The 19,450-nt window shown below is 56.5% G+C and carries 15 protein-coding genes; 4 read left to right on the top strand and 11 right to left on the bottom strand.

All coding sequences use genetic code 11. The features are described 5' to 3' along the window. Positions 1–26: 26 nt before the first annotated feature. The 3 genes from ACR0KJ_RS11290 to ACR0KJ_RS11280 all read right to left on the bottom strand — a co-directional run bounded on the left by ACR0KJ_RS11290 (position 27) and on the right by ACR0KJ_RS11280 (position 4,113). Complete coding sequence (locus ACR0KJ_RS11290) at positions 27–1,664, bottom strand: hypothetical protein (RefSeq protein WP_480626711.1); 1,638 nt, start codon at positions 1,662–1,664, stop codon at positions 27–29. Next, positions 1,661–2,041, bottom strand: coding sequence for a GtrA family protein (locus tag ACR0KJ_RS11285; RefSeq protein WP_480584606.1), 381 nt, complete (start codon positions 2,039–2,041; stop codon positions 1,661–1,663). The genes ACR0KJ_RS11290 and ACR0KJ_RS11285 overlap by 4 nt, the downstream gene beginning before the upstream one ends. A 128-nt stretch (positions 2,042–2,169) precedes the next feature. Then, on the bottom strand, positions 2,170–4,113 hold the full coding sequence (locus tag ACR0KJ_RS11280) for a polysaccharide biosynthesis protein (RefSeq protein ID WP_480626710.1): 1,944 nt from the start codon (positions 4,111–4,113) through the stop codon (positions 2,170–2,172). 1,000 nt (positions 4,114–5,113) lie between these two features. On the opposite strand from ACR0KJ_RS11280, the gene ACR0KJ_RS11275 reads away from it, so the two are divergent. Genes ACR0KJ_RS11275 through ACR0KJ_RS11265 form a run of 3 tightly spaced genes read left to right on the top strand, consistent with a single transcriptional unit; the run spans position 5,114 to position 7,337 of the window. Next, positions 5,114–5,734, top strand: coding sequence for a sugar transferase (locus ACR0KJ_RS11275; protein WP_480626709.1), 621 nt, complete (start codon positions 5,114–5,116; stop codon positions 5,732–5,734). After that, positions 5,731–6,645, top strand: coding sequence for a methionyl-tRNA formyltransferase (locus ACR0KJ_RS11270; RefSeq protein ID WP_480626708.1), 915 nt, complete (start codon positions 5,731–5,733; stop codon positions 6,643–6,645). Before ACR0KJ_RS11275 ends, ACR0KJ_RS11270 begins: the two co-directional genes overlap by 4 nt. Further along, positions 6,642–7,337, top strand: a complete 696-nt coding sequence (locus ACR0KJ_RS11265; protein WP_480626707.1) for a PIG-L deacetylase family protein — start codon at positions 6,642–6,644, stop codon at positions 7,335–7,337. The genes ACR0KJ_RS11270 and ACR0KJ_RS11265 overlap by 4 nt, the downstream gene beginning before the upstream one ends. Here ACR0KJ_RS11265 and ACR0KJ_RS11260 read toward each other — a convergent pair. Continuing rightward, entirely contained in the window at positions 7,334–8,515 is a 1,182-nt protein-coding gene (locus ACR0KJ_RS11260; RefSeq protein WP_480626706.1) for a DegT/DnrJ/EryC1/StrS family aminotransferase, read from the bottom strand. The two genes, ACR0KJ_RS11265 and ACR0KJ_RS11260, sit on opposite strands and share 4 nt — an antisense overlap. 476 nt (positions 8,516–8,991) lie before the next feature. Here ACR0KJ_RS11260 and ACR0KJ_RS11255 point away from each other — a divergent pair, with 476 nt between their 5' ends. Then, positions 8,992–10,248 carry a glycosyltransferase family 4 protein gene (locus ACR0KJ_RS11255; protein ID WP_480626705.1) on the top strand — a complete coding sequence of 419 codons (1,257 nt, stop codon included), beginning with the start codon at positions 8,992–8,994 and terminating at the stop codon, positions 10,246–10,248. A 6-nt stretch (positions 10,249–10,254) separates the two neighbouring features. Here ACR0KJ_RS11255 and ACR0KJ_RS11250 read toward each other — a convergent pair whose 3' ends face one another. From ACR0KJ_RS11250 to ACR0KJ_RS11220, 7 genes are read right to left on the bottom strand one after another with little or no spacing between them, the layout of a single operon-like run. Further along, positions 10,255–11,124: a sulfotransferase family protein gene (locus tag ACR0KJ_RS11250; RefSeq protein WP_480626704.1), complete on the bottom strand. Its 870-nt coding sequence runs from the start codon at positions 11,122–11,124 to the stop codon at positions 10,255–10,257. 7 nt (positions 11,125–11,131) lie between these two features. After that, complete coding sequence (locus tag ACR0KJ_RS11245; protein ID WP_170453777.1) at positions 11,132–12,322, bottom strand: glycosyltransferase family 4 protein; 1,191 nt, start codon at positions 12,320–12,322, stop codon at positions 11,132–11,134. Between the two features lie 14 nt (positions 12,323–12,336). After that, positions 12,337–13,551: a polysaccharide biosynthesis/export family protein gene (locus ACR0KJ_RS11240; protein WP_480626703.1), complete on the bottom strand. Its 1,215-nt coding sequence runs from the start codon at positions 13,549–13,551 to the stop codon at positions 12,337–12,339. After that, positions 13,548–14,879, bottom strand: a complete 1,332-nt coding sequence (locus ACR0KJ_RS11235; RefSeq protein ID WP_480626702.1) for an O-antigen ligase family protein — start codon at positions 14,877–14,879, stop codon at positions 13,548–13,550. Before ACR0KJ_RS11235 ends, ACR0KJ_RS11240 begins: the two co-directional genes overlap by 4 nt. Next, a complete protein-coding gene (locus ACR0KJ_RS11230) occupies positions 14,869–16,212 on the bottom strand; it encodes a lipopolysaccharide biosynthesis protein (RefSeq protein ID WP_170453780.1) in 1,344 nt (447 codons plus the stop codon). Before ACR0KJ_RS11230 ends, ACR0KJ_RS11235 begins: the two co-directional genes overlap by 11 nt. Next, positions 16,209–17,639 carry a pectate lyase family protein gene (locus ACR0KJ_RS11225; protein ID WP_480626701.1) on the bottom strand — a complete coding sequence of 477 codons (1,431 nt, stop codon included), beginning with the start codon at positions 17,637–17,639 and terminating at the stop codon, positions 16,209–16,211. The genes ACR0KJ_RS11230 and ACR0KJ_RS11225 overlap by 4 nt, the downstream gene beginning before the upstream one ends. After that, the gene (locus tag ACR0KJ_RS11220) at positions 17,590–19,356 is read right to left on the bottom strand and encodes a polysaccharide biosynthesis tyrosine autokinase (protein WP_170453782.1); all 1,767 of its coding nucleotides are present in this window, start codon (positions 19,354–19,356) and stop codon (positions 17,590–17,592) included. The genes ACR0KJ_RS11225 and ACR0KJ_RS11220 overlap by 50 nt, the downstream gene beginning before the upstream one ends. Between the last annotated feature and the right edge of the window lie 94 nt (positions 19,357–19,450).

Genomic DNA, 19,450 nt, shown 5'->3' with positions numbered 1-19,450 from the left:
TGGGAAACGAATCGAGCCTTTCGCGCTCATTGACCCGCCTCCTTCGGCTTCAAGTATACCACACCTTGGCCGTAGCGATTATCAAGACCCGCGATTTCGGCCTTTTGGTACCCATTCGTCAACGCGTACTGCAACAATGATGCTTCCAGCGTTGAATCGTATCCTAAAACGAAAGCGGCAGGCGGGGTTTCGTTGAACAAATCTTCAATCTGGTCGTCACCAACAATCTGGTAGTGCTGCGCCAACTCGGTTGGCGTAAATTGCGCGATGCGATACGCAAATGGACCGGTCGCGAATTCAGGATAGACAGGCAGATCCGCTTCCAGCGGGTATAGCGGCACCAATGTTGCCACAGGCCCTTCGGGTTGACCGCTTTGCGCGATGGCTTGTTGCAGGGCGGCTCCGCCTTCAACGAATTTCTGGGGTGTAAATTTGCTTGGGTTTGTGGCCGCGAGCATCCCCAACCCAAGACGCGGCAATCCCAGCACCAGCATCACAAGGATGCCCGCCCTGATCATTGGAACGACTTGCTGACGGCTGGCGGCGGGCAAAAGGCGGTAAATCAGCGCCAACAGGATCGGAATGCACACGATCGGCTGGACATAATATTGCGGAAAGCCCGGCGTCGGTACAAATGCAAACACCGCCGTAAGGCACATGATGGCCAGAACAACAATGGCCTGTCCAATCCCGGAATTTGCCAGCGCCCCCGAGGACACCCTCAGGCTTGCCACCATCAATACCAAAGTGAGCAGCACCAAAGTCAGGACAAGGGATGACCCCGACAGCCATGCGGAATAGGCAAGTTGAAGCTTGCTTGACAACCCAAGCGCCAGTTCCGGCTCGGACGCGGCGTTGGCCTCCCAATACGCGATATGGGGGCCTGTGTGAAACTTCAGGACATGCGCGATGAACAGTTGAGGATCGGACAGCAGGTACCAAAACAACGGCACAGCCCCCAGCAATCCGCCAACCAACAACGGCAGAACAACGCGCTTCAGACGTTCGCTGAACGTGAAACCTGCGGGCAGAAAGAACGCGGCGATTGCGATCGGCGGAATGAACATCACCGCGCTGACCTTCATGCCGGCGGCAATCGACAACAGGACGCCAGCCAACACCAAGCGCCACGGTCTGAGTTCGGTTTCCAGCGTTTCGCAAACAAAAAGCCCAATACCCAAGACCGCAAAGGGCAATGGCAGAAGGTTGTTGGTTGCGGCCATCCCGGCCTCGGTCAGGAACGATTCACTTGTGAGCAGAGCAACCAGCGAAAACGTCGCCAGAAATCCTGATCTGGTCAAACGGTAGGTCAGCCATCCCGTGGCGACCAACAGCAACAGCCACGCGGCAAACACCCCGAACCGAGCCGAACCCAAAAGGCCAAACCCTTCGAACAGGGTGTTGAACCCAAGAAAATACCAGGCTGAGTACGGCACATGGTTGTAGAAAAAATCGGAATACAGGCTTTGATCCTGCATCAGGCTGCTTGGGGGGACAAACATCAGCTCGTCCCTACGCAGCCCGTAGCTCATCAAACGACCAAACACTGAGACCAGCAGAAACACCAAGCCAGAGATCGTAACCAGGTTCAGCAGCAGGCGCCAAAAGTTCAGCCGTGAAGGGGCAACCCTTGCACCAGAGGTCTCGTATTGAAGATCGCTCATGACGGGTCTTCTCCGAAAGCTCGGACCTGCAGCGCCCATGAGATCAAGAGGTAGGACATCACCACAATCGGACCCAACGCGATTGCCTGAGCCAGATAGGCGTCAAGTCCAGCTTGCATCAGCCAGTGCAGCAACACTGCGTTCACAAAGTATATCAGAACATAAGAAGAGGCATAATAGGGCAGACGTCCATATCCCTGCACACCAAAGACATAGCGTTTGTGAATGCGGAAATTCCACAAGACACACAGGGTGAACTGCAGCAATAGCGCAAGCTGGGCCGGGACGTTCAGAACAACCAGCGCGGCGAACACAAGGTACCCGAACGCTGTGTTTACCACACCGCTTCCCAAGAACCGTATGAGCCTGGATCGCATTTCCGGCGGTGACTCCACTGGACTCAGATAGGATCCTGCAGTTTTGCTACGATCACTAAACAACGTATTCAAACCATTTAACCAATATTCGTCAAAACTATGACGAGAACAAAAAACCGGGCAGCCAATCAGCTGCCCGTAGTAGCAAATTCCCCAGTTTGAGGCAGAGGCGCCTTCCCTTTCAGACCAGCGACAGCAGGTGCAACAGATACACGGGCCGGCTTGTTTTTCAGGTCCGAGACGTCAATCGGGCGCAGCCCGTTCACGCCATAACCCGGCACAAGCTCTTTCAGAAGCCGTTTGGCGGTCAGCTCGTCACATTCGATTGCCGCCGCTTCCAGCTTGCGGATCATGGCCCGCAGTCTCGCAGCCGGAACACCTTCCGGGCGCGCCGAACCGACACCCGTAATACCGCTGTCATGGCGCTGTTCGGACGCGTCAAACAGTTCTTCGAACAGTTTTTCACCCGGACGGGCACCGATGAACTTGATGTCGATGTCCTCATACGGCTTCAGGCCTGCCAAACGGATCATCCGCTCGGCCAGATCAACGATTTTTACCGGGCGACCCATATCCAGAACAAAGATCTCGCCATGGCTTGTGTCTTGTTTCAGGCCACTGGCAGCCGCGACCAGAGTCAACTGCACGGCTTCGCGGATGGTCATGAAGTATCTCTCCATGCGCTTGTCCGTGACCGTCAGCGGCCCACCGTTCGAGATTTGCCGCTGGAACAGCGGGATGAGCGAGCCGGACGACCCCAGAACGTTGCCAAACCGGACCGAGAAGAACCGGGATTGTTCTTCCGTCTCATTGGTAATTCTGTCCTGCGCCTGAACATAGAATTCAGCCACCCGTTTCGTCGCACCCATGACATTGGTCGTGTTGACCGCCTTGTCAGTCGAGACCTGAACCATGGCAATCGCGCCAACATTGCGGGCTGCGTCGGCCACATTGCGCGTGCCGATCACGTTCGTCAGAACACCTTCGCAGGGGTTCAACTCGACCATCGGCACATGTTTCAGCGCGGCGGCGTTGAACACCAGTTCCGGGCGGTGCCGTTCGAAGATTGCGTTCACACGGGTTTTGTCGCGAATGCTGGCGACATACATCCGGCGCGGAACGTCGGCGAAGTTCTGCGACAGATCCATGTCGATCGAGTAGGCGTTGAATTCGCAGTTATCGATCATGACCAGCTCGGCCGGATCAAACGAAGCGATCTGGCGGCTGAGTTCGCTGCCAATCGATCCCCCCGCGCCCGTCACCAGAACGCGACGGCCCTTGAACATCTCGCGCAGCATCGACCGTTCGACTTCTTTTTGCGGACGATCCAGGATTTCTTCGGGGTCAACATCCTGACCCTTTCCGGTGTCGTGATCTTCCAACCCGGGAACGCGCGAAACGGAAATCCCGTTGGCTTCGCACCAACGTGTGATCCGGCGAATGCCGTCGCTTTCGAAATGCGTCACGGGCTCGGTCAGAAACAGGCGACGGGGCAGATTGTTCCAGGATTCGAGTTTCTCGATGACTTTCTCAGAGTCCAGCAAGGTGCCAATGATCTGCACATCGTGGAAATACAGGCCCTGTGTGTTGCGGGCGTCATCGATAATGCCAACCGGCTGGAATTTGGAGTCGGTGTTGCGCAGGGACCGAACAAACAAGTCGCACGCAGCGCCCGTTCCGACCAGAAGAACCGGCACTTTCGTTTGCGCCTGGCAATGGGCCATCAGGCTGGCGTTTTGCCGTGTCAGCTCGCGGCTGCGCGCGACAACCCGCAATGCGCTGAAGCACAGGATCATGACACCAAACTGAATGACGTAAACCGCAAACGGAACGCTTGCTGTGACGGTCAGGATCGACCCAATCGCCGCAAGACAACACGCCGCCAGCCCCGCGCCACGCATGATCAGCACAATATCCCGAAGCGAGGTCGAGCGCGCATGACGACGGTAGACACCGGCCAAGGGGAAAACCACCAAGCCAATAATACATGACAGAATGGCCAACGGTCCGGTTGCCGGAACCAGATTTTCAGCGATGGACCCGCCACCGGCCAGGTTCAGCGCGACAATCACCGCAAATGCAGACGCGACAAGGTCACCTATGACAAGCCGGTGATTTGCTCTTAGTTCGTTGAAGATTTGAGACTGCCAAGACTGGAACCCCGACAGCAATCCCCCACTTTCCTTAAATTTATTTCCCTGAGACCCAGCCCCGGAAGAAACATAATCGAAGTCACTCATACGAACGCTCCCGCGCTGCTACATACCTCTCACTGCTGGTTTGACGGATATTGGTATCGGCGCAATTTTCGCACCGCAGACATAGAACTCAAAAAAAACAACCGACTAAACGCCAGCTGGTCGATTTTATGAATCGTACTGTCTTACCCCCTCCACCTGTGCGCCTTAAAAACCTCGCCCAGGCTTGATTAACCATCTCACTCGCAGCTGCCGACAATCGGCTTACAAACAACCATCTCTGGTTCTAACTATGCTCTGACGTTACCACAGGGCAAGGCGGAACAAAAAGTAATTTTTTCACACAAGGACCCGTGAGGGGGTCTGACCCCGAAAATTTGTTGTAAAACACTGGTAAAGAAAACTTTTATGTCTGATTTTTGGTCATTCAAAGAGCGTTTTTTGAATATGATTTACTCAAAAAAGCCGAGAACAGTTTTGATGCTTGGACGGGTCCGTTTCCTTTTCGGAAACAGGGGTGCCATGTGTCACTTTTTTAGGCCACTGGGCGACTCGGCGGCCAAAGGTTTACGGGAATCTCTCCCCGCGGCAACTGTGATTTTATTAAATATTGTCAACAACTTAATTGTCTCTTGCGAAAGATGTAATGTCCTCGGGCAAACTCGGTGTCTTTCACTCTGCGCTGGCCAGACTGAAAATTTCCACGCCTTGAATTCACGAGAACCTTGCAAGGCCTTCTACTTTGCGGACAAGGTAACACGCAGTTCGAGTCACTTTTTTGGACGAAACCGCTGTGAAGGTCGACGTTTAAATTAAATTGATCCGTGTGCTAGTTATTTAGGCGTTCCGCCGTAGTGAAACAGTGAGCTTGGTCGTGAATAGAGTTTTCGAAGTCTTCGTTTGCATTCTGGCTGCTTTGCTGGCTGCACCGTTCTTCGTCATTGCCTGCCTGATCGTTATGATGAATCTGGGCTTTCCCTTGTTTTTCAAGCAAACACGCGCCGGTAAGTCGGGCGGGGTTTTTAGCATCTACAAACTCAGGACAATGACAGACGACCGCGACTCGGCAGGTAATCTGCTGCCCGACAGCGAGCGGCAAACCCGTGCGACGGCCATGTTGCGGCGCTTGCGGCTGGATGAGGCGCCGCAGCTGTTGATGATCCTGCGCGGCGATATGGCCCTTGTGGGCCCGCGCCCGTTGCTGCCGGAAACGATCCAAGCCTTTGGCGAAGCCGGGCAGATGCGGTGCACCCAAAGACCGGGGCTGACCGGATGGGCGCAGGTAAGCGGCAATACAACACTGTCCAATCAGGAAAAACTGCAGCTTGATTTGTGGTATGTCGCCCACCGATCTTTTGCGTTGGACCTTCAGATCATGGCCGAAACAATCCGTGTGGCGATCCGGGGCGAACATCGCCGCCCTGACCGAATTCAGGCTGCCGAATCCTGGGTCAACGCCAGTACGTCCTTTGAATTGAAGGAGACGACCGCATGAAAACTGTTTTTGTTGGTGCGGTCGAAGGATCCCACGTCGCCTTGTCAGCAATTTGCGCAACCGGCTTTGTGCCGGAAATGGTGGTGACACTGCCGCGCGAACTGGCGCATCGGCATTCCGATTTCGCGGACCTGACCCCGGTGGCCGAGCGCTATGACATTCCGGTTCACTACACCGCCAAAAGCGATTCTGCCGGAACCCTGAACGCAATCCGCGCGGTGAACCCCGATTTGATTCTGGTTATCGGCTGGTCGCAGCTCTGTGGGCCGGAATTTCGCGCTTTGGCCAAGATTGGGTGCGTGGGCTTTCACCCCTCCGCCCTGCCGCGTTTGCGGGGACGGGGTGTCATTCCGTGGACCGTCTTGCTGGGGGAACGCGATGTTGGTGCCTCGCTGTTCTGGTTGGGCGAAGGGGCCGATGATGGCCCGATTGCAGCCCAGGCCCGGTATGCCGTGGACCCGGACACGGTCACCGCGCGCGAGCTTTATGACCGCGCCCTGCAAGCCCTGACAGAATTGCTGCCAAAGTTGTTGGCTCAAATAGAGGAAGGGGATGTTCCGGCAGCCCCTCAACCCGAAACAGGGATCAGTATCTGCGCCCGTCGCCGCCCTGAAGATGGCCGGATCGACTGGACCCAACCCGCCGCAGAAATCCATCGTTTGATTCGGGCCGTTGGTCCCCCCTATCCGGGGGCGTTCACGCATGGCTCGGACGATACTGAACTGGTCATTACCGAAGCCCGCTTTTCACCCCGTAAAGGGTATTATATCGGCCTGCCCGGGCAGGTTCAGGCTGTCGATGGGCATGTGTTCACCGTCTATTGCGGCGATGGTCAGTGTCTGGACATAACCGGCTGGTCGGGTGCCGAGACACCCCCTGCCCTTCATTCAAAACTTGGATTTAAAGTATGAGTTTCCCTGGATTTTCAACCGCAGACCAAGGGCCCGTTCTGGTCGTCGCCCCCCACCCCGATGACGAGGTGCTGGGCGCGGGCGGTACCATTGCCCGGCTGGCCGATGAGGGCCGCGCCGTTCATGTTGCCATCGTCACCAAGGGCCAACCCCCCCGCTTTAGCGAAGAACAAATCGCAGGCGTGCGTGCCGAGGCGCGCGCCGCCCATAATGTGCTGGGCGTGACCCAGACCCACTGGATGGACTTCCCCGCAGCAGAACTGGCCGAGCATCCGCATGGTGCATTGAATGCGGGGCTGGGAGAGCTCATTCGCAATCTCGACCCCTCACTTGTTCTGGCTCCGCATCCGGGTGACATTCACTTGGACCACCAACTGACATTCCTGTCGACCCTGGTTGCAAGCCGCCCGTATCAATCCGCGTATCCGGCGACCATTGCAGCATATGAGACGCTGTCCGAAACCAACTGGAACGCGCCCTACCTGACACCACCCTTTGTTCCCAACGTTTTTGTAGACATATCGGACACGCTGGAGCGCAAGCTTGATGCATTCCAGTGCTTTGCCAGTCAGGTCAAACAGCCGCCGCATGAGCGTTCCGTGGCCAGTTTGAGAGCATTGGCGACCTTGCGCGGCGCGACCGTACATCGCCACGCCGCCGAGGGGTTTGTTCTGGTTCGGTCCGTGACCTAAGCGTTCACGCTTTGCCGTAACGCCGCATTGCCGATCTTCACCACGGTTTCCGCCAATTGGTGGGTTCGATCCGGCGACCAGGTCGGATCCACCAGAAACGCCAGACTGGTCTGTCCCAGTTCCTGTGCCACAGGTAGCGGCTTTTCAGGCGTCAAGTTGTATCTTTCGAAAACGCCTTCCCGGTAAATCTCTGAACAGCTTCCGCTGAATATGGGGAACCCGGCCTCTGACACTTCTGCGATTATTCTGTCGCGGCTCCAGCTGGCGCTCAGGGCCTGAGGTTCGACAAACGCGTAAAACCGATAGTAGGCATGCGTCAGATCCTCCGGGGGCATCGGCACACGAAACGCCGGACAGGCCGTCAAAGCGTTTGCCAGAATCGTTGCGTTTTCCGTCCTGTGCTGGCGCCAGCCGTCCAACCTTTTCAACTGCACCCGGCCTATGGCCGCCGACATTCCGGTCATCCGCAAATTTGTCCCCGGTTCGGCGCTGTGCAGCCAACGGAAGCCGGGAGGATGGTCCTTGCGATGGACTTGATCATAGCTTTTGCCGTGGTCCTTATAGCTCCAGGCGCGGGACCACAGATCATCGTTATCCGTGACCAGCAGACCGCCTTCACCCCCGGTCGAAATGATCTTGTCCTGACAGAAGGAAAAAGACCCAAACGTGCCGTATGTTCCGACGTGACGGTCCCGGATCATCGCGCCATGCGCCTGCGCGCAATCCTCGATCACCCACAGGTTGTGGGCTTTCGCAAGCTCCATGATTGCGGGCATATCCGCAGGCCAACCCGCAAGGTGGACCAATATGATGCCGCGTGTCTTTTCCGTCAGTACCGCTGCAGTCGTCTCGGGCGAGAGGTTCTGAGTGTCGCGATCCACATCCGCAAAAACCGGTGTGGCGCCGGCCATCAGCACGGTGCTGACCGAGGCGATAAAGCTGCGGGGTGTCACAATGACTTCGTCGCCCGGCTGCAAGTCAAGCACCTGCAAGGCTGCGTCCAACGTCACGGTGCCATTCGCCATGGCAATCGCATGGGCTGAACCGGTGTAGGCGCGATACTCTTGCTCGAAGGCGTTTACATCCGGTCCCGTCCACGCATTGACGCGCCCGGACCGCAGAACCCGTTCAACCGCGGAGATCTGTTCTTCATCAAAAACTGGCCAAATCTGACTCATTACTCTTCCTATGAAACTGAAAGACCCGGGACGACCGAAGGCTTTCCCAACTTCAAACGCCATACGTTACACAACGGCTAATAGAATTGCCTGCGTGCAGCATAAACGCCAAGTCTTAAATCATCCAAGTGGGAATAGCAGGACAATGTTCGCAAATCGGGCGGCACCGTTTCAACAATCCGAAGAAGGCGCGGCGCTGTCTCCGAAGACTTAACAATCGCGTGAACCGTCAAATCGATACTGATCCAAGTTCAGCTGATTTTCGCCTGCTCTGGTCATATTCCCATCGCTCTGTTTTTGAACAAGAAATCGACGCGATCCAAAAGCTTGACGCGGGCTGCGATCTGTTCGTGCTCTGCCTTTTTTCGCGATGTTCGCCTAACTGTGAACTCGGCCCTATACTTGGTTCGCTTGACATGAAAGACAGCCTAAACCAGCATAAAATTAACGTCAGATCTTAGTGTGAACATTTGTTGATGAGTGATTTTTCTAACCTCTCGCCCGGTTCGGGTTGTGATCCGTCAGCGGGCCCGCATTCACATACAAGAAAACCCAAAATCGTGTTCGTCGGCAGCCTGACGACGTCACTGACCAACTTCCGCTATGACATTCTCAAGGAACTGTCCCAGCGCGCAGATGTTATTGCCTGCGGCCCGGAACGGCACCCCAAAACCGAAGCTACTTTGGCCGATCTGGGAATTGAGTTCCGACAATTTCCCTTGTCACGGGCCGGGTTGAACCCGTTTCAGGATCTGTCGTCGCTTCGGTCCCTGATCCGGATCTGCCGGGACGAACGGCCGGACATGGTGGTCTCGTACACCATGAAACCGATGATCTTCAGCGGGCTTGCCGCGCGGCTGACCGGTGTGCCGCAAAACTATGCGATGTGTACCGGGCTTGGATATGTGTTCTCGGAAGACGATCAATCGTTCTTCCGAAATCTGTTGCGCAAACTGTCCGTCGCCCTGTACCGCATTTCGCTGAAAGACGTGGATGAGGTTTTTGTCTACAACTCTGTCGATGCGGCAGAGTTCCGATCCCGACGCCTGATCTCGTCTGACGTTCCCATGCTTCAGATTCCCGGCTCGGGCGTCAATCTGGAACATTACCAGCATTCTGAACCACCCAGCGGCCCGCCCGTCTTTCTAATGGTTGCGCGCCTGCTGCGGTACAAAGGCGTTTTCGAATATGTCGAGGCCGCCCGGATGCTGCGGCAGAAATACCCGGATGCGCGGTGTCAGCTTTTGGGCCCGCTGGACGACAACCCCAATTCGGTCAGTGCCGAGCAATTGTCCCAATGGCAAAAGGACGGCGATATCGAATATCTGGGGGAAACGGATGACGTTCGCCCCTATCTGCGGGATTGCTCGATCTTTGTGCTGCCGACGGCGTATCGCGAAGGTATTCCGCGTTCGATCCTCGAGGCGATGTCAACCGGGCGCGCGGTCATAACTACCGATGCGCCGGGTTGCGAAGATGCGGTGTCTGACGGGCAAACCGGCTTCATTGTTCCGATGCGGAACTCTCAGAAACTTGCTGACGCGATGCAGCGTTTTGTCGAAGACCAAGGCCTGATTGCGACTATGGGTCGTGAGGCGCGTCATCGGGCGGAAAATGAGTTCGATGTCGCGCGGGTCAACACGATCCTGTTGCAAAAAATGGGGCTGATGAGCGAACACGAAAGTTTGCCGCCATCAGGACTGTCGATCCAAATGGCAGCAAACGAGGCGTAGAGCCTGTTAAGCAACCGAAGGGTCAGGGGAACCGGAGCGAACCGCTGGCTCGTCGCTTTTCACAAACTCCTGCAGGCTGGTCCATTGCCGCGATATTCCCGGCATATATCCATTCAGCTCATCCGCGTCTTTGGCAAAAAACTCTGCCATTTTCCGGGACAGATCGGCCGGCAATGGGGGGTATTCCACTTTCCGCGCCACAGCATTGCGCACGGCCTGCACCGGCCAGGTATTTCGGACAGGATCCAGCAACGGCCTTATTGGGCCAAGCACCCGGCGCAACCCGCGCGGAACCAACGGGATTTCCTTGTCCTTCACGCGCGTCTGCAGCGGAGGGTTCAGCGTGCCCGCAAATCCGATATGGCCGCTGACCTTGGCCAACTGCTCTTGCGCAGCGGTCCGGACGTCTTCGTAAGCCAGCAGCAAAACGTGATCTGCCGGAAACAGATCGTAAAAGCGCCGCAGGTGGAAGGCATATAGCCCGTCATTCAAAAACCGTTGATCGGCGGCGCGGTCCGGGTCCAGATGAGCGTAGATGTCGTCATTCACCTCACCCCGGCGAAACAGCATGCAATAGTCCGAATAGGCACGTTGCACAGGATCGCGCATCTGAACGATCAGCCGCACACCCGGACAATCGCGTTTGATCCGCTCGGCCGCCTTGGGTGCCGTCATATAAGAGTTCGATTTCTCACCAACCAGCTGAGCTCCGCCAGCGGCCTCAAAATAGCTGCTGTACCAGTCAGGCCCGCGTTCATATTCACGAGAAAAATAGTGCAGTTCCGGATCCGGCATGAAAATTTCCTGCGTCTCCATCAGCGACATCTGCAACCAGGTCGTCGCGCATTTTGCGGCACCGATGATCAGAAAATCCATTTGTCTTTCAAGCGGCATTAATCAGGCCCCTTCGCTTCACAATGCTTTCATAAATTGAACTGACCCGAGCGACATGCACATCGCGGCTCATGCTTTGGTGCACGTTATCTCGTGCCGCCGCCGTCACTGACTTTTTCAGGTCCGGCGACTCCAGAAGCTGTCGTACGGGGTCAACAAATGCGGACGGGTCATAGGGATCCACCAAAAACCCGCTGCGACCGTTTTCGATCGCCTCGGGATTGCCGCCATGGTTGGTCGCCACAACTGGTGTTCCCAGATGCATGGCTTCGATCAATGTGCGGCCAAAGGGTTCGTCCAGTGCCGTGACCAACAGCGCGTCGACACCTGCCATGGCCTCAGCAATGGGCGACCTGTGACCCATCAGGTGGATTTGTTCGGTAATGCCCAACGTGCGCGCCAAATCCCGGCATGTGTCTGCCAAACCTATATCGGCTGTCTCTTCCTGACCAAACACCACCCCGTGCACGGGGCGGTCCGGAATGGCGGCAGAAATCTCTGCCACTGCGCGGACGAAGTGATCTGGCCGTTTTCTTGTGTTGAGCAGGCCAAAATACCCCAGCAAGACCGCATTCTCGGGCAGGCCCAATTCCGTGCACAACGCTGCGTGACAGGTCGAATGTTCGGGCGGATCGCTGGAAAAATCGAACGGGCTGCGCACAACTTCGAACCGGTCATCTATTGGCCGGATCGGTTTTATGGGGCGGGCAAATTCGGAAACCGAGAGGATCTTGTTGGCAAAGATCGGCGCAATCTTGTTGATGCCCGAGGCATCAGGCCCCTGACGATGATACCAGACAAACCGGGTCCCCGCCAAACGCGCCGGAAGCGCCCAGTTGGCATGCATGCGCCCGTCATTTGTGGTGACGATGTCGATGTTAAGCTGTTTCAGAATTCGAACAAAGCGGGGCACCGAGCGGGTCAGATATTTCGGAAGTGAGGCGTCACTGTCCGAGCGGCTGTAAGACGGTGCAATAATGCCGGGCTCGGTGATCAACTGATAATCCAGCCCAAGGGACGAGATATATTCCCCTAGATCACCGGCTTCGCGATGCAAGGCAATGATGGGTTCAAACCGCGCGCGATCAAGGGCCGCCACAAGGCTCAGCGATGAGATATGACTGCCCCCGATCTGATCCCCGCCGACATAGGGAAAGAACACCCGGATGGGATTTGGCATAACAACATTCCTGACTATTCAGTGTTTGGTGATAAAATAACGGTCCGGCTAACGACCAATGTGTCGCCGGGAAGCAATGCGCCAACAGCATCAAATGCGTCGGACAACAGCTTGGATTCTCTGGTTACACTGTATTCAATAACGGTTTCGCCCACCGGCTCGGCATCAGTTGCAAGACCCGCCGCGACCACCTCATTATGTAGGGTCTGTGCCGTCGCAAGCCGCGTGCGCAACGTGAGCAATTCTTGTTCAACCTGATTAAGACGGGTCAGGGCCTGTGATCTGGCCGTATCTACCAGAGCCAATTCGTCCCGTTGCGCGCGGTTGAGCTGTTGCTTGGCATTCAGCAACGCAATCTCCAGATTGAGCCGCTCGGATATCAGGTTGCTGAGCGAGATATTCAGCGCCGTAACTCGCGCGTTGACCGCCAGCCCCCGTTCCTTCAGTTCATTCACACTTTCCAGATCTTTCCGCGTAAACTCGATCTGTTCTTCGCGCAGCTTCAGCTGTTCTTCCAGGCTTTTGATCTGCTGCTCCTGAACCTCCTGCAATTCGCGAAGGCTGACCCCCTGCCCGCTGCGGGCCGTCTGGGTGGCTGCAAGGATTTGACCTTCCAGCCCGCCAATCTCGGCGGTTGCATCCTGATCCTCGGAAGAAAGGGCATCGAGATCGGTCGTAAGACGCTCGCGCTCGTTCTCCAAAGCTGCGATTTGCGTGGTCAGCAAACGGATCTCGCCGCCCAGGCTGAGAGTTTGGAAGTCATTCCCGGACCCCAGCTGCAATGGCGGTCGCAAGGGGCCGCCAGCCAGGGCCAAAGCCTGCTGTGCCGTCAAACCGGGCCGGAACGGATAGGCACCGGGGGCCGTGACATCGCCCAGAACATAGACGGGCAGATGGTCGATCACCTCAATCGCGACATGTGGCGGTTCAGCAAGTCCCACCTGCCGCCGCAAACGCGTTTCGATCAGTTTGGACAAGGACTCCAGCGTGTTCCCACTGGCTTGAATCTGTCCCGCCAGCGGCACCATCAGGGTTCCGTCCGGGCCGATTTTGTATTCGCCCGAGACCCCGTCCCATTGAACAAATGACGACACGACAGGATCCCAGCGCATCGCGCGCAGCAACAGGCGGTCATGTTCAAGAAGCTCATAGCTTTCAGCATGCGCAACTGCCGGGACGTAGCCCATCGACATCAGGGCGCAGCACAAAATAAGTCTTATGAATTTCAATGCGTGATCCTCCCGGTACGCGGTGTTGCAGTATTGTTTTGGTGATTGGCCAGACCGGTTCTGAACTCGGCCATGCACGATGCGCTTAGCGATAGTGCAAGGATCAGAGGAACATTCCAGAACCGGGGATAAAAGGCCGGAAACATGTTCAGCATGACGCTGTAGACCATCAGGATGGTCAGTGTGATCGCGGGTACGTTGCGGGACCCGTTGGATGCAAATGCCAGCCATGCAAGATAGATACCTGTCAGGATAAAGCCGACAAGCCCGAGGAGCGAGATCAACCCACCCTCGGTCAACGCAAGAAGATACATGCTGTGAACCGGTGCGCCATGGTCGCTGACGGTACGGTATTGTTCGGCACCCAGCCCTAGGAACAGAGTATCCTGCGCGACATGCAATGCCTCTTGGATCAAGAAATACCGGCCATCGAATGTGCCGGCTTCGCTGATGTCGCCATCAACCAACGCGCCAAGGACCCGGTCCTGAAACACTTCGGGCAGGAAATACTGGCCAAATTCAAGCATCGAGAACAGGGCGATCAGGAACCCGACCAGGGTGATCACAATGCTGCGCCTCGTTCCGCATAGGAAAACGATGATGATGGTGCCAAGCGTGCTGATCAGCAGGCCACTGTTCGATCCGGTCAGAATGACCCCGTAATAGAGCGCCGGCAGACATATGACCAACCAGATGGCCTTGATTTCTTTCAGATAGTACAAGCCCAACGTAAGGATGATCGCGATCGCGGCCAGTGTGGCACATTCGTTTTCACGCTCGATCAGAGATCGCATCCTGCCGTTGTAAGACAGCAGGCGCGGCCCCGCGTCTTCGACGAAGTGAACGATATAGGCGCCGAATACCATCACAAAGGTGATGGACACGATCAGCACCCGCAGCAATGCGATCACCTGCGGGTAGCTTCGTGCCCCCAGCAACAAGGGTAGCAGCATCAGCGAAAAGAAATACTGCGATACCACGGTGACCAGTTCGACCGGATTGCCGTTTACCAGCGAGCTTATAGTCAGCCCCCCGGCGAAAAGGAAAAAGGACAGATACCACATGCCACTGGCGCGGCCAAAGTAGTTGAGAGGCAGACGTTGCTGAGACACCAGAACAATAACGGCGATCACCGCGCAGGCGTCAGAGGCTGTGAAATAGACCGCTTGCAAGCGCAGGTAATTGATGGGTGCCAAAGCAACCACAAGGAACAGAAAGAACCCTTCCAGCCCTGTCAAACCGGCGCGTCTGAAACCGAAGACATCCGGCACCTGAAAACCGCTGTGTTGAGCCGGTTTGACGGGTTGGTGCAAAGCGTCAGCTTTCACGAGGCACCCCCTTGTTGACGGCTGCACTGACAGCCCGTTTCAACACGATACTACACAAAACCAACCAAATGGCGTTACAAATCAAGTGCGACGCAGCAGCCCCGGCTACCCCGAAAGTTGTGACCATCGGGTATATCAGGACAAAAAACAGCCCGGTAATTAGGGCACCGATCCTGACCATCGCGCGGTCCTGTTCCAGGCTCAGCAGCGCGGGGTTGACGATGCAGCCAAACAGATAGAACCCAACGGCCACAGCCTGAATTGCAACAACAGGAACTGCAGGGCCGAATTCCGGCCCGAAGAACGCAAGAATGATCTTATCCAGCTGCCAGATGACCGGTGTCAGCACCAGCACCAGCACCACCGCAAATCCGGCGCTTATGTTGCGCAGGATTTTCCCCAGCTTCGCGACTTGTCCGCGTGCCGAAAGCCGCGTGAATTCCGGGTAGATCGTTTGGCTGAGCGGGCGACCCAGTCGCAGTGCCGCATCTCCGCAGCGCCGCGCGATATGGTAGTAGCCAACCGCAGTTGCCGGAACCATTGCGGCAAGAATAATGACGTCCAACCGTTGCGAGGTTTGGCGTAAAATGACCGAGAGGTTGCTGTTCCACATAAACCGCAGGAACCCCGGATTCTCGGCCAGCGTTTCCCGGATACCGCCAAACTGCAACCGATGTCCGCGTTTTCGCATCTGGGTCAGGCCCACCAGATAGGCCAATGTGCCGTCCAGCAGACTTATGAGAACGAAAATCGCGGCAAACCCCACAAGACCTAAGTCCAATACCCAGGCCATGATTGCCAGAAACGCCCGAAACGCCGCTGTTGCACTGTCCAGTTTGGCCAGAATGTCAAAGCGGTCATAGATGCGAAGCAGTGAAATACCTGTCGCCCGCAGCGACAGGACACAGGCTGCCGCCCCGACCGGTAACAGCCAGAAATAGGTGTCTTCCAGTCCAAGCAATGGTGCCAAAATGGGCGCGAGAAGAAATGCCACGGTGGCCGCCAGCACTCCGCCAGCCAAGTCCACGAGCACGGACAGGCCGATCAGCCGTCCGAAGCGATCCACCTCATCGTTTTCCAACGCCGTACTGGCATGTCGAATGACGGCCTGCCACGGCTCCAGATGCAGCAACCGGGCCATAATTCGGCTGTAGGCCTCCAGAACAGCAATCAGCCCCAGCCCTGCCGCACCCAATGCGCGCGCGCCAAAGGCAAGATAGACCATTCCAAGCAGAGCAACCGCAACCTGTGCCGAGAAAATCCACTTGAGATTGCGCAGAAGGCGCTTTTTCAACGGCTCATCGCGAAGCCCGGATGACAGGCGCGCAGTCAAGACAGGTCTCCGGCCATGATGGCAAGCCATGTTTCAACATGGCTCAACCCCGTTTGCGGATCCAAAGCCCACGGATCATCAATGCGGTTGGGATCCAGCCCATCGCGGGTTTCTTCCCAAGCATCGGGCAAACCGTCCAGATCGCTGTCGGCGACCAGATTGGTCGATGTAATATCAGGCCAGCCGCCAACTTGCTCGACCTTGTCGATGATCTGACCGGTGCAGTTTCGAACATCCCCGATGACAGCCGCATCCAGCGAGTCTGGTTCGCGGCGCCCTTCGATCTGATCACCGGAATGGCTTAGCACCCGTTCAAGCGCCTCGGCGGCGGGGATGGGGTCTGTCGCCAATTGCCAGCCTCCGGGCGAAACCTGTCGCTGTATGGCGACCGCGTCCAAAACCTCGAACCGGCGTGCGCGGCAGCCGTCGGGCGTGTCTGCAATGTTGCCTTCGGCCCAGAGGGTAACTGCATAGTCATCCTCCCACTCGAACACCTGAACGGCTTCGGGCGTTTTGCGGATGGTATCGGGGCCGGTCAGGGCGACGTTCCCGATATAGGCGATAGAAGCGTCGCCCATCAGGTCGTAGAACTCGCCAAACTGGCTGATTGGATTGTAGAAAACGTTGTTGATGACCTCGACCGGGCCAATATCAGTTGCCTTGATGTCCGGCTGCCGGTCACGGTGATGCGCAAACAGATTTCGGATCAACGAGATCCGGCCGCACGCATTCGTGGGGCCTTCGTCCGAGCAGATCAGCGCCCCTTTGGAGTGACGCCCTTTGGGATGGTTCGAACGATCCAGGCTAAGCGCAACAATACTGTCCGCCAGTGTTATGTCCTGCGCGGTCGCGTTCGATACGTGAATGTTGACGGTCTCGTCCGAGGCGAACGCCAGGGACAGGTTGCCAAGATAGACGCGCTGACCGTTTTCGACCGTTACCGCATCCACAACCGATGACTGTTCATCCGTCACCCCGGGACGCGCCTTCAGAAAGCGCACCACGACATCGTTCACGTTCTTCAATATCAGCGTGCCGACTTTCCCTTCGACAATCCGCAGCTGTATGCCATCCCCGGGCGCAGTCTGTCCGGCGATATAGGTGTTTGGTCCAACCCAAATCGCGTTCTTCAGGTCGATTGTCCCGCTAAGCGCAAAGACACATACGCGCGGGGGGCCGTTGCCTTCGGCACATTCCCGAAGCGACCCCGGACCACTGTCGTTTAGGTTGGTCACAGTCAGAACACTGCCGCCCTTCCACCCGACAGCACCAGCGCCATAGCCTACGGCACCCGGAAAGGCAGACTCTGCCGCGACATCTTGCGCCAAAAACAAAGCAACGCTCAGGGCAATGACGGTCGACGCGCGCGCAATCAGCTTAGTAGTAGCCTGACTTATTGTAGGAATAATAGTCGGCGCCACCGCCATAACCATATCTCCTGTGCTTGCGGGTGTTCACGTCGTTGATAATTGTTCCCGTGACGTCAATTCCGTTACGCTCCAGCTTGTCCACGGTGTCGCGCAGGACGGCCTCGCTCGTATTGCCCCAACGCACAACGATCAGGGTTTTGTCGACAAGGTCGCCCAGCCGGCACGCATCATGCACGATCAGAGTTGGCGGAGTGTCCACGATCACCAGATCGAAATGCTTGCGCAGCTTGGTGTTCAGGCGCTTGAGCGTGCTTTTTGCATTGGCCGGAGACTGATCGTCCAGCATGTGCAGCGACAGAAGGTGGAACGCAGTCTCGCCGTTGACGACAACCGGCTGAGGCACAACTTTGTCTGCCAAAACATCCGCGGCGCTTGCGGGTTTGGCATCCGATCCAACAAGCTTGGTCGCGCCTCTTTTGTGGTTGTCCAGATCAAGGACCAGAACTTTCATCTGCTCTTTTGCAGCGGCCGCAGCGATGGAAACGGCGACCGTGGATTTACCTTCGCCGGGAAGGCCGGATGTAATCATGACGATCTTGCCATCCGTGACCAGATTGAACCAAAGCGTCAGGAACCCGCGCAGCGCCTGAAAGAAGGACGGGGTCGCATCGCCCTCGAGGAACCAGGACGACGTATTCTCGCGACTGAAAAATGTGCGTTCCTTGATGCTTGGCAGGAACCCAAAATTCGCAAGGCCGGAAATTCGGGCGGTCTGGCGTTCACTCCAAAGACGGTAGTTCAGACCTTCCAGCAACAGCGCTGCGATAAAGGCCAAGGCCAGACCGGCAACACCGCTGACCGCAACCGCAACACGCGGGTTTGGCCAATACGGCTCAACAGGAATGCGCGCGAATGAGACCTGACGCGCGCCTTGACCGGCAAACTCCAACTGTGTCTCAAGCTCATTCAGCTTTTCGATTGAGTTCTGATACCTGAGGCGCAGCAGTTCAATCGACCGTTCCATCCGCATCAAGGCCAGTTCCGAGCGTGTGCGTTCATGCAGGGCGACCTGAATCTCGGCCAGTTCCTTCGCCACACGGTCGGATTCGTCTTTCAGCGCCTCGTCGTCCTTGACGGCATCATAGATCGAAGACAGACGGTCGTTCTCGGCACGCAACCTGTCAGGCAGGGTCAAATCATCCAGTTTGTTTTGCCGAATGAACGCCGCCAGTTGCAGTTCGGATTGCGAGAGTTCTTCGCCCAATTCACTGACCCGCGTCCGCAGGAAGGTGATGGAGTCCGAAATCAACTCGGTCCGCTTCAGCTTTGAGCGCAGGATATAGGTCTCGGCAACGGTGTTCGAGAATTTGGCGGCCAGAAGCGGGTCGTTGGATGTTGCGATAATCTCGATGGCCAGGCTTTCGCCCCGGCGAACCACCTTGTACGACCCCAGCGTTTTGTCGATGACCTTTTCTCTGCGATCTGCTGTTGAGCCGGGCGTTCCAGGGTCTGCATATGGCACAAAGGTCGGATCATTGAACAATGACATTGCTTCTGCCACATCTGCCGCAAACTCGCGGGATCGCAGAATATCCATCTCGGTTTCGATAACCGCGCGGGTCAGTTCAAAGGTTTCCAGTTCAACCTCGGTCGCGCTGACCCGGGTCTCGAGCATCGTCATGACAACGGTTGAAACTGTGCGGTAGCGTGGCTCGAGCAGGCGAACCGCCAGGAATGTAATCCCGACGACCACCGCAACAATGGCCAGCATCATTGGCATATGTCTTCGCACAATGTGCGAAACGCCATCTAATCCGACGCGACCTTCACTTTGCGACACAACTGTATGTTCAATTCTCTCTTGAACC

The sequence above is a fragment of the Ruegeria sp. AD6 genome (assembly GCF_056542325.1).
This window is presented reverse-complemented; position numbering and strand designations above follow the sequence as displayed.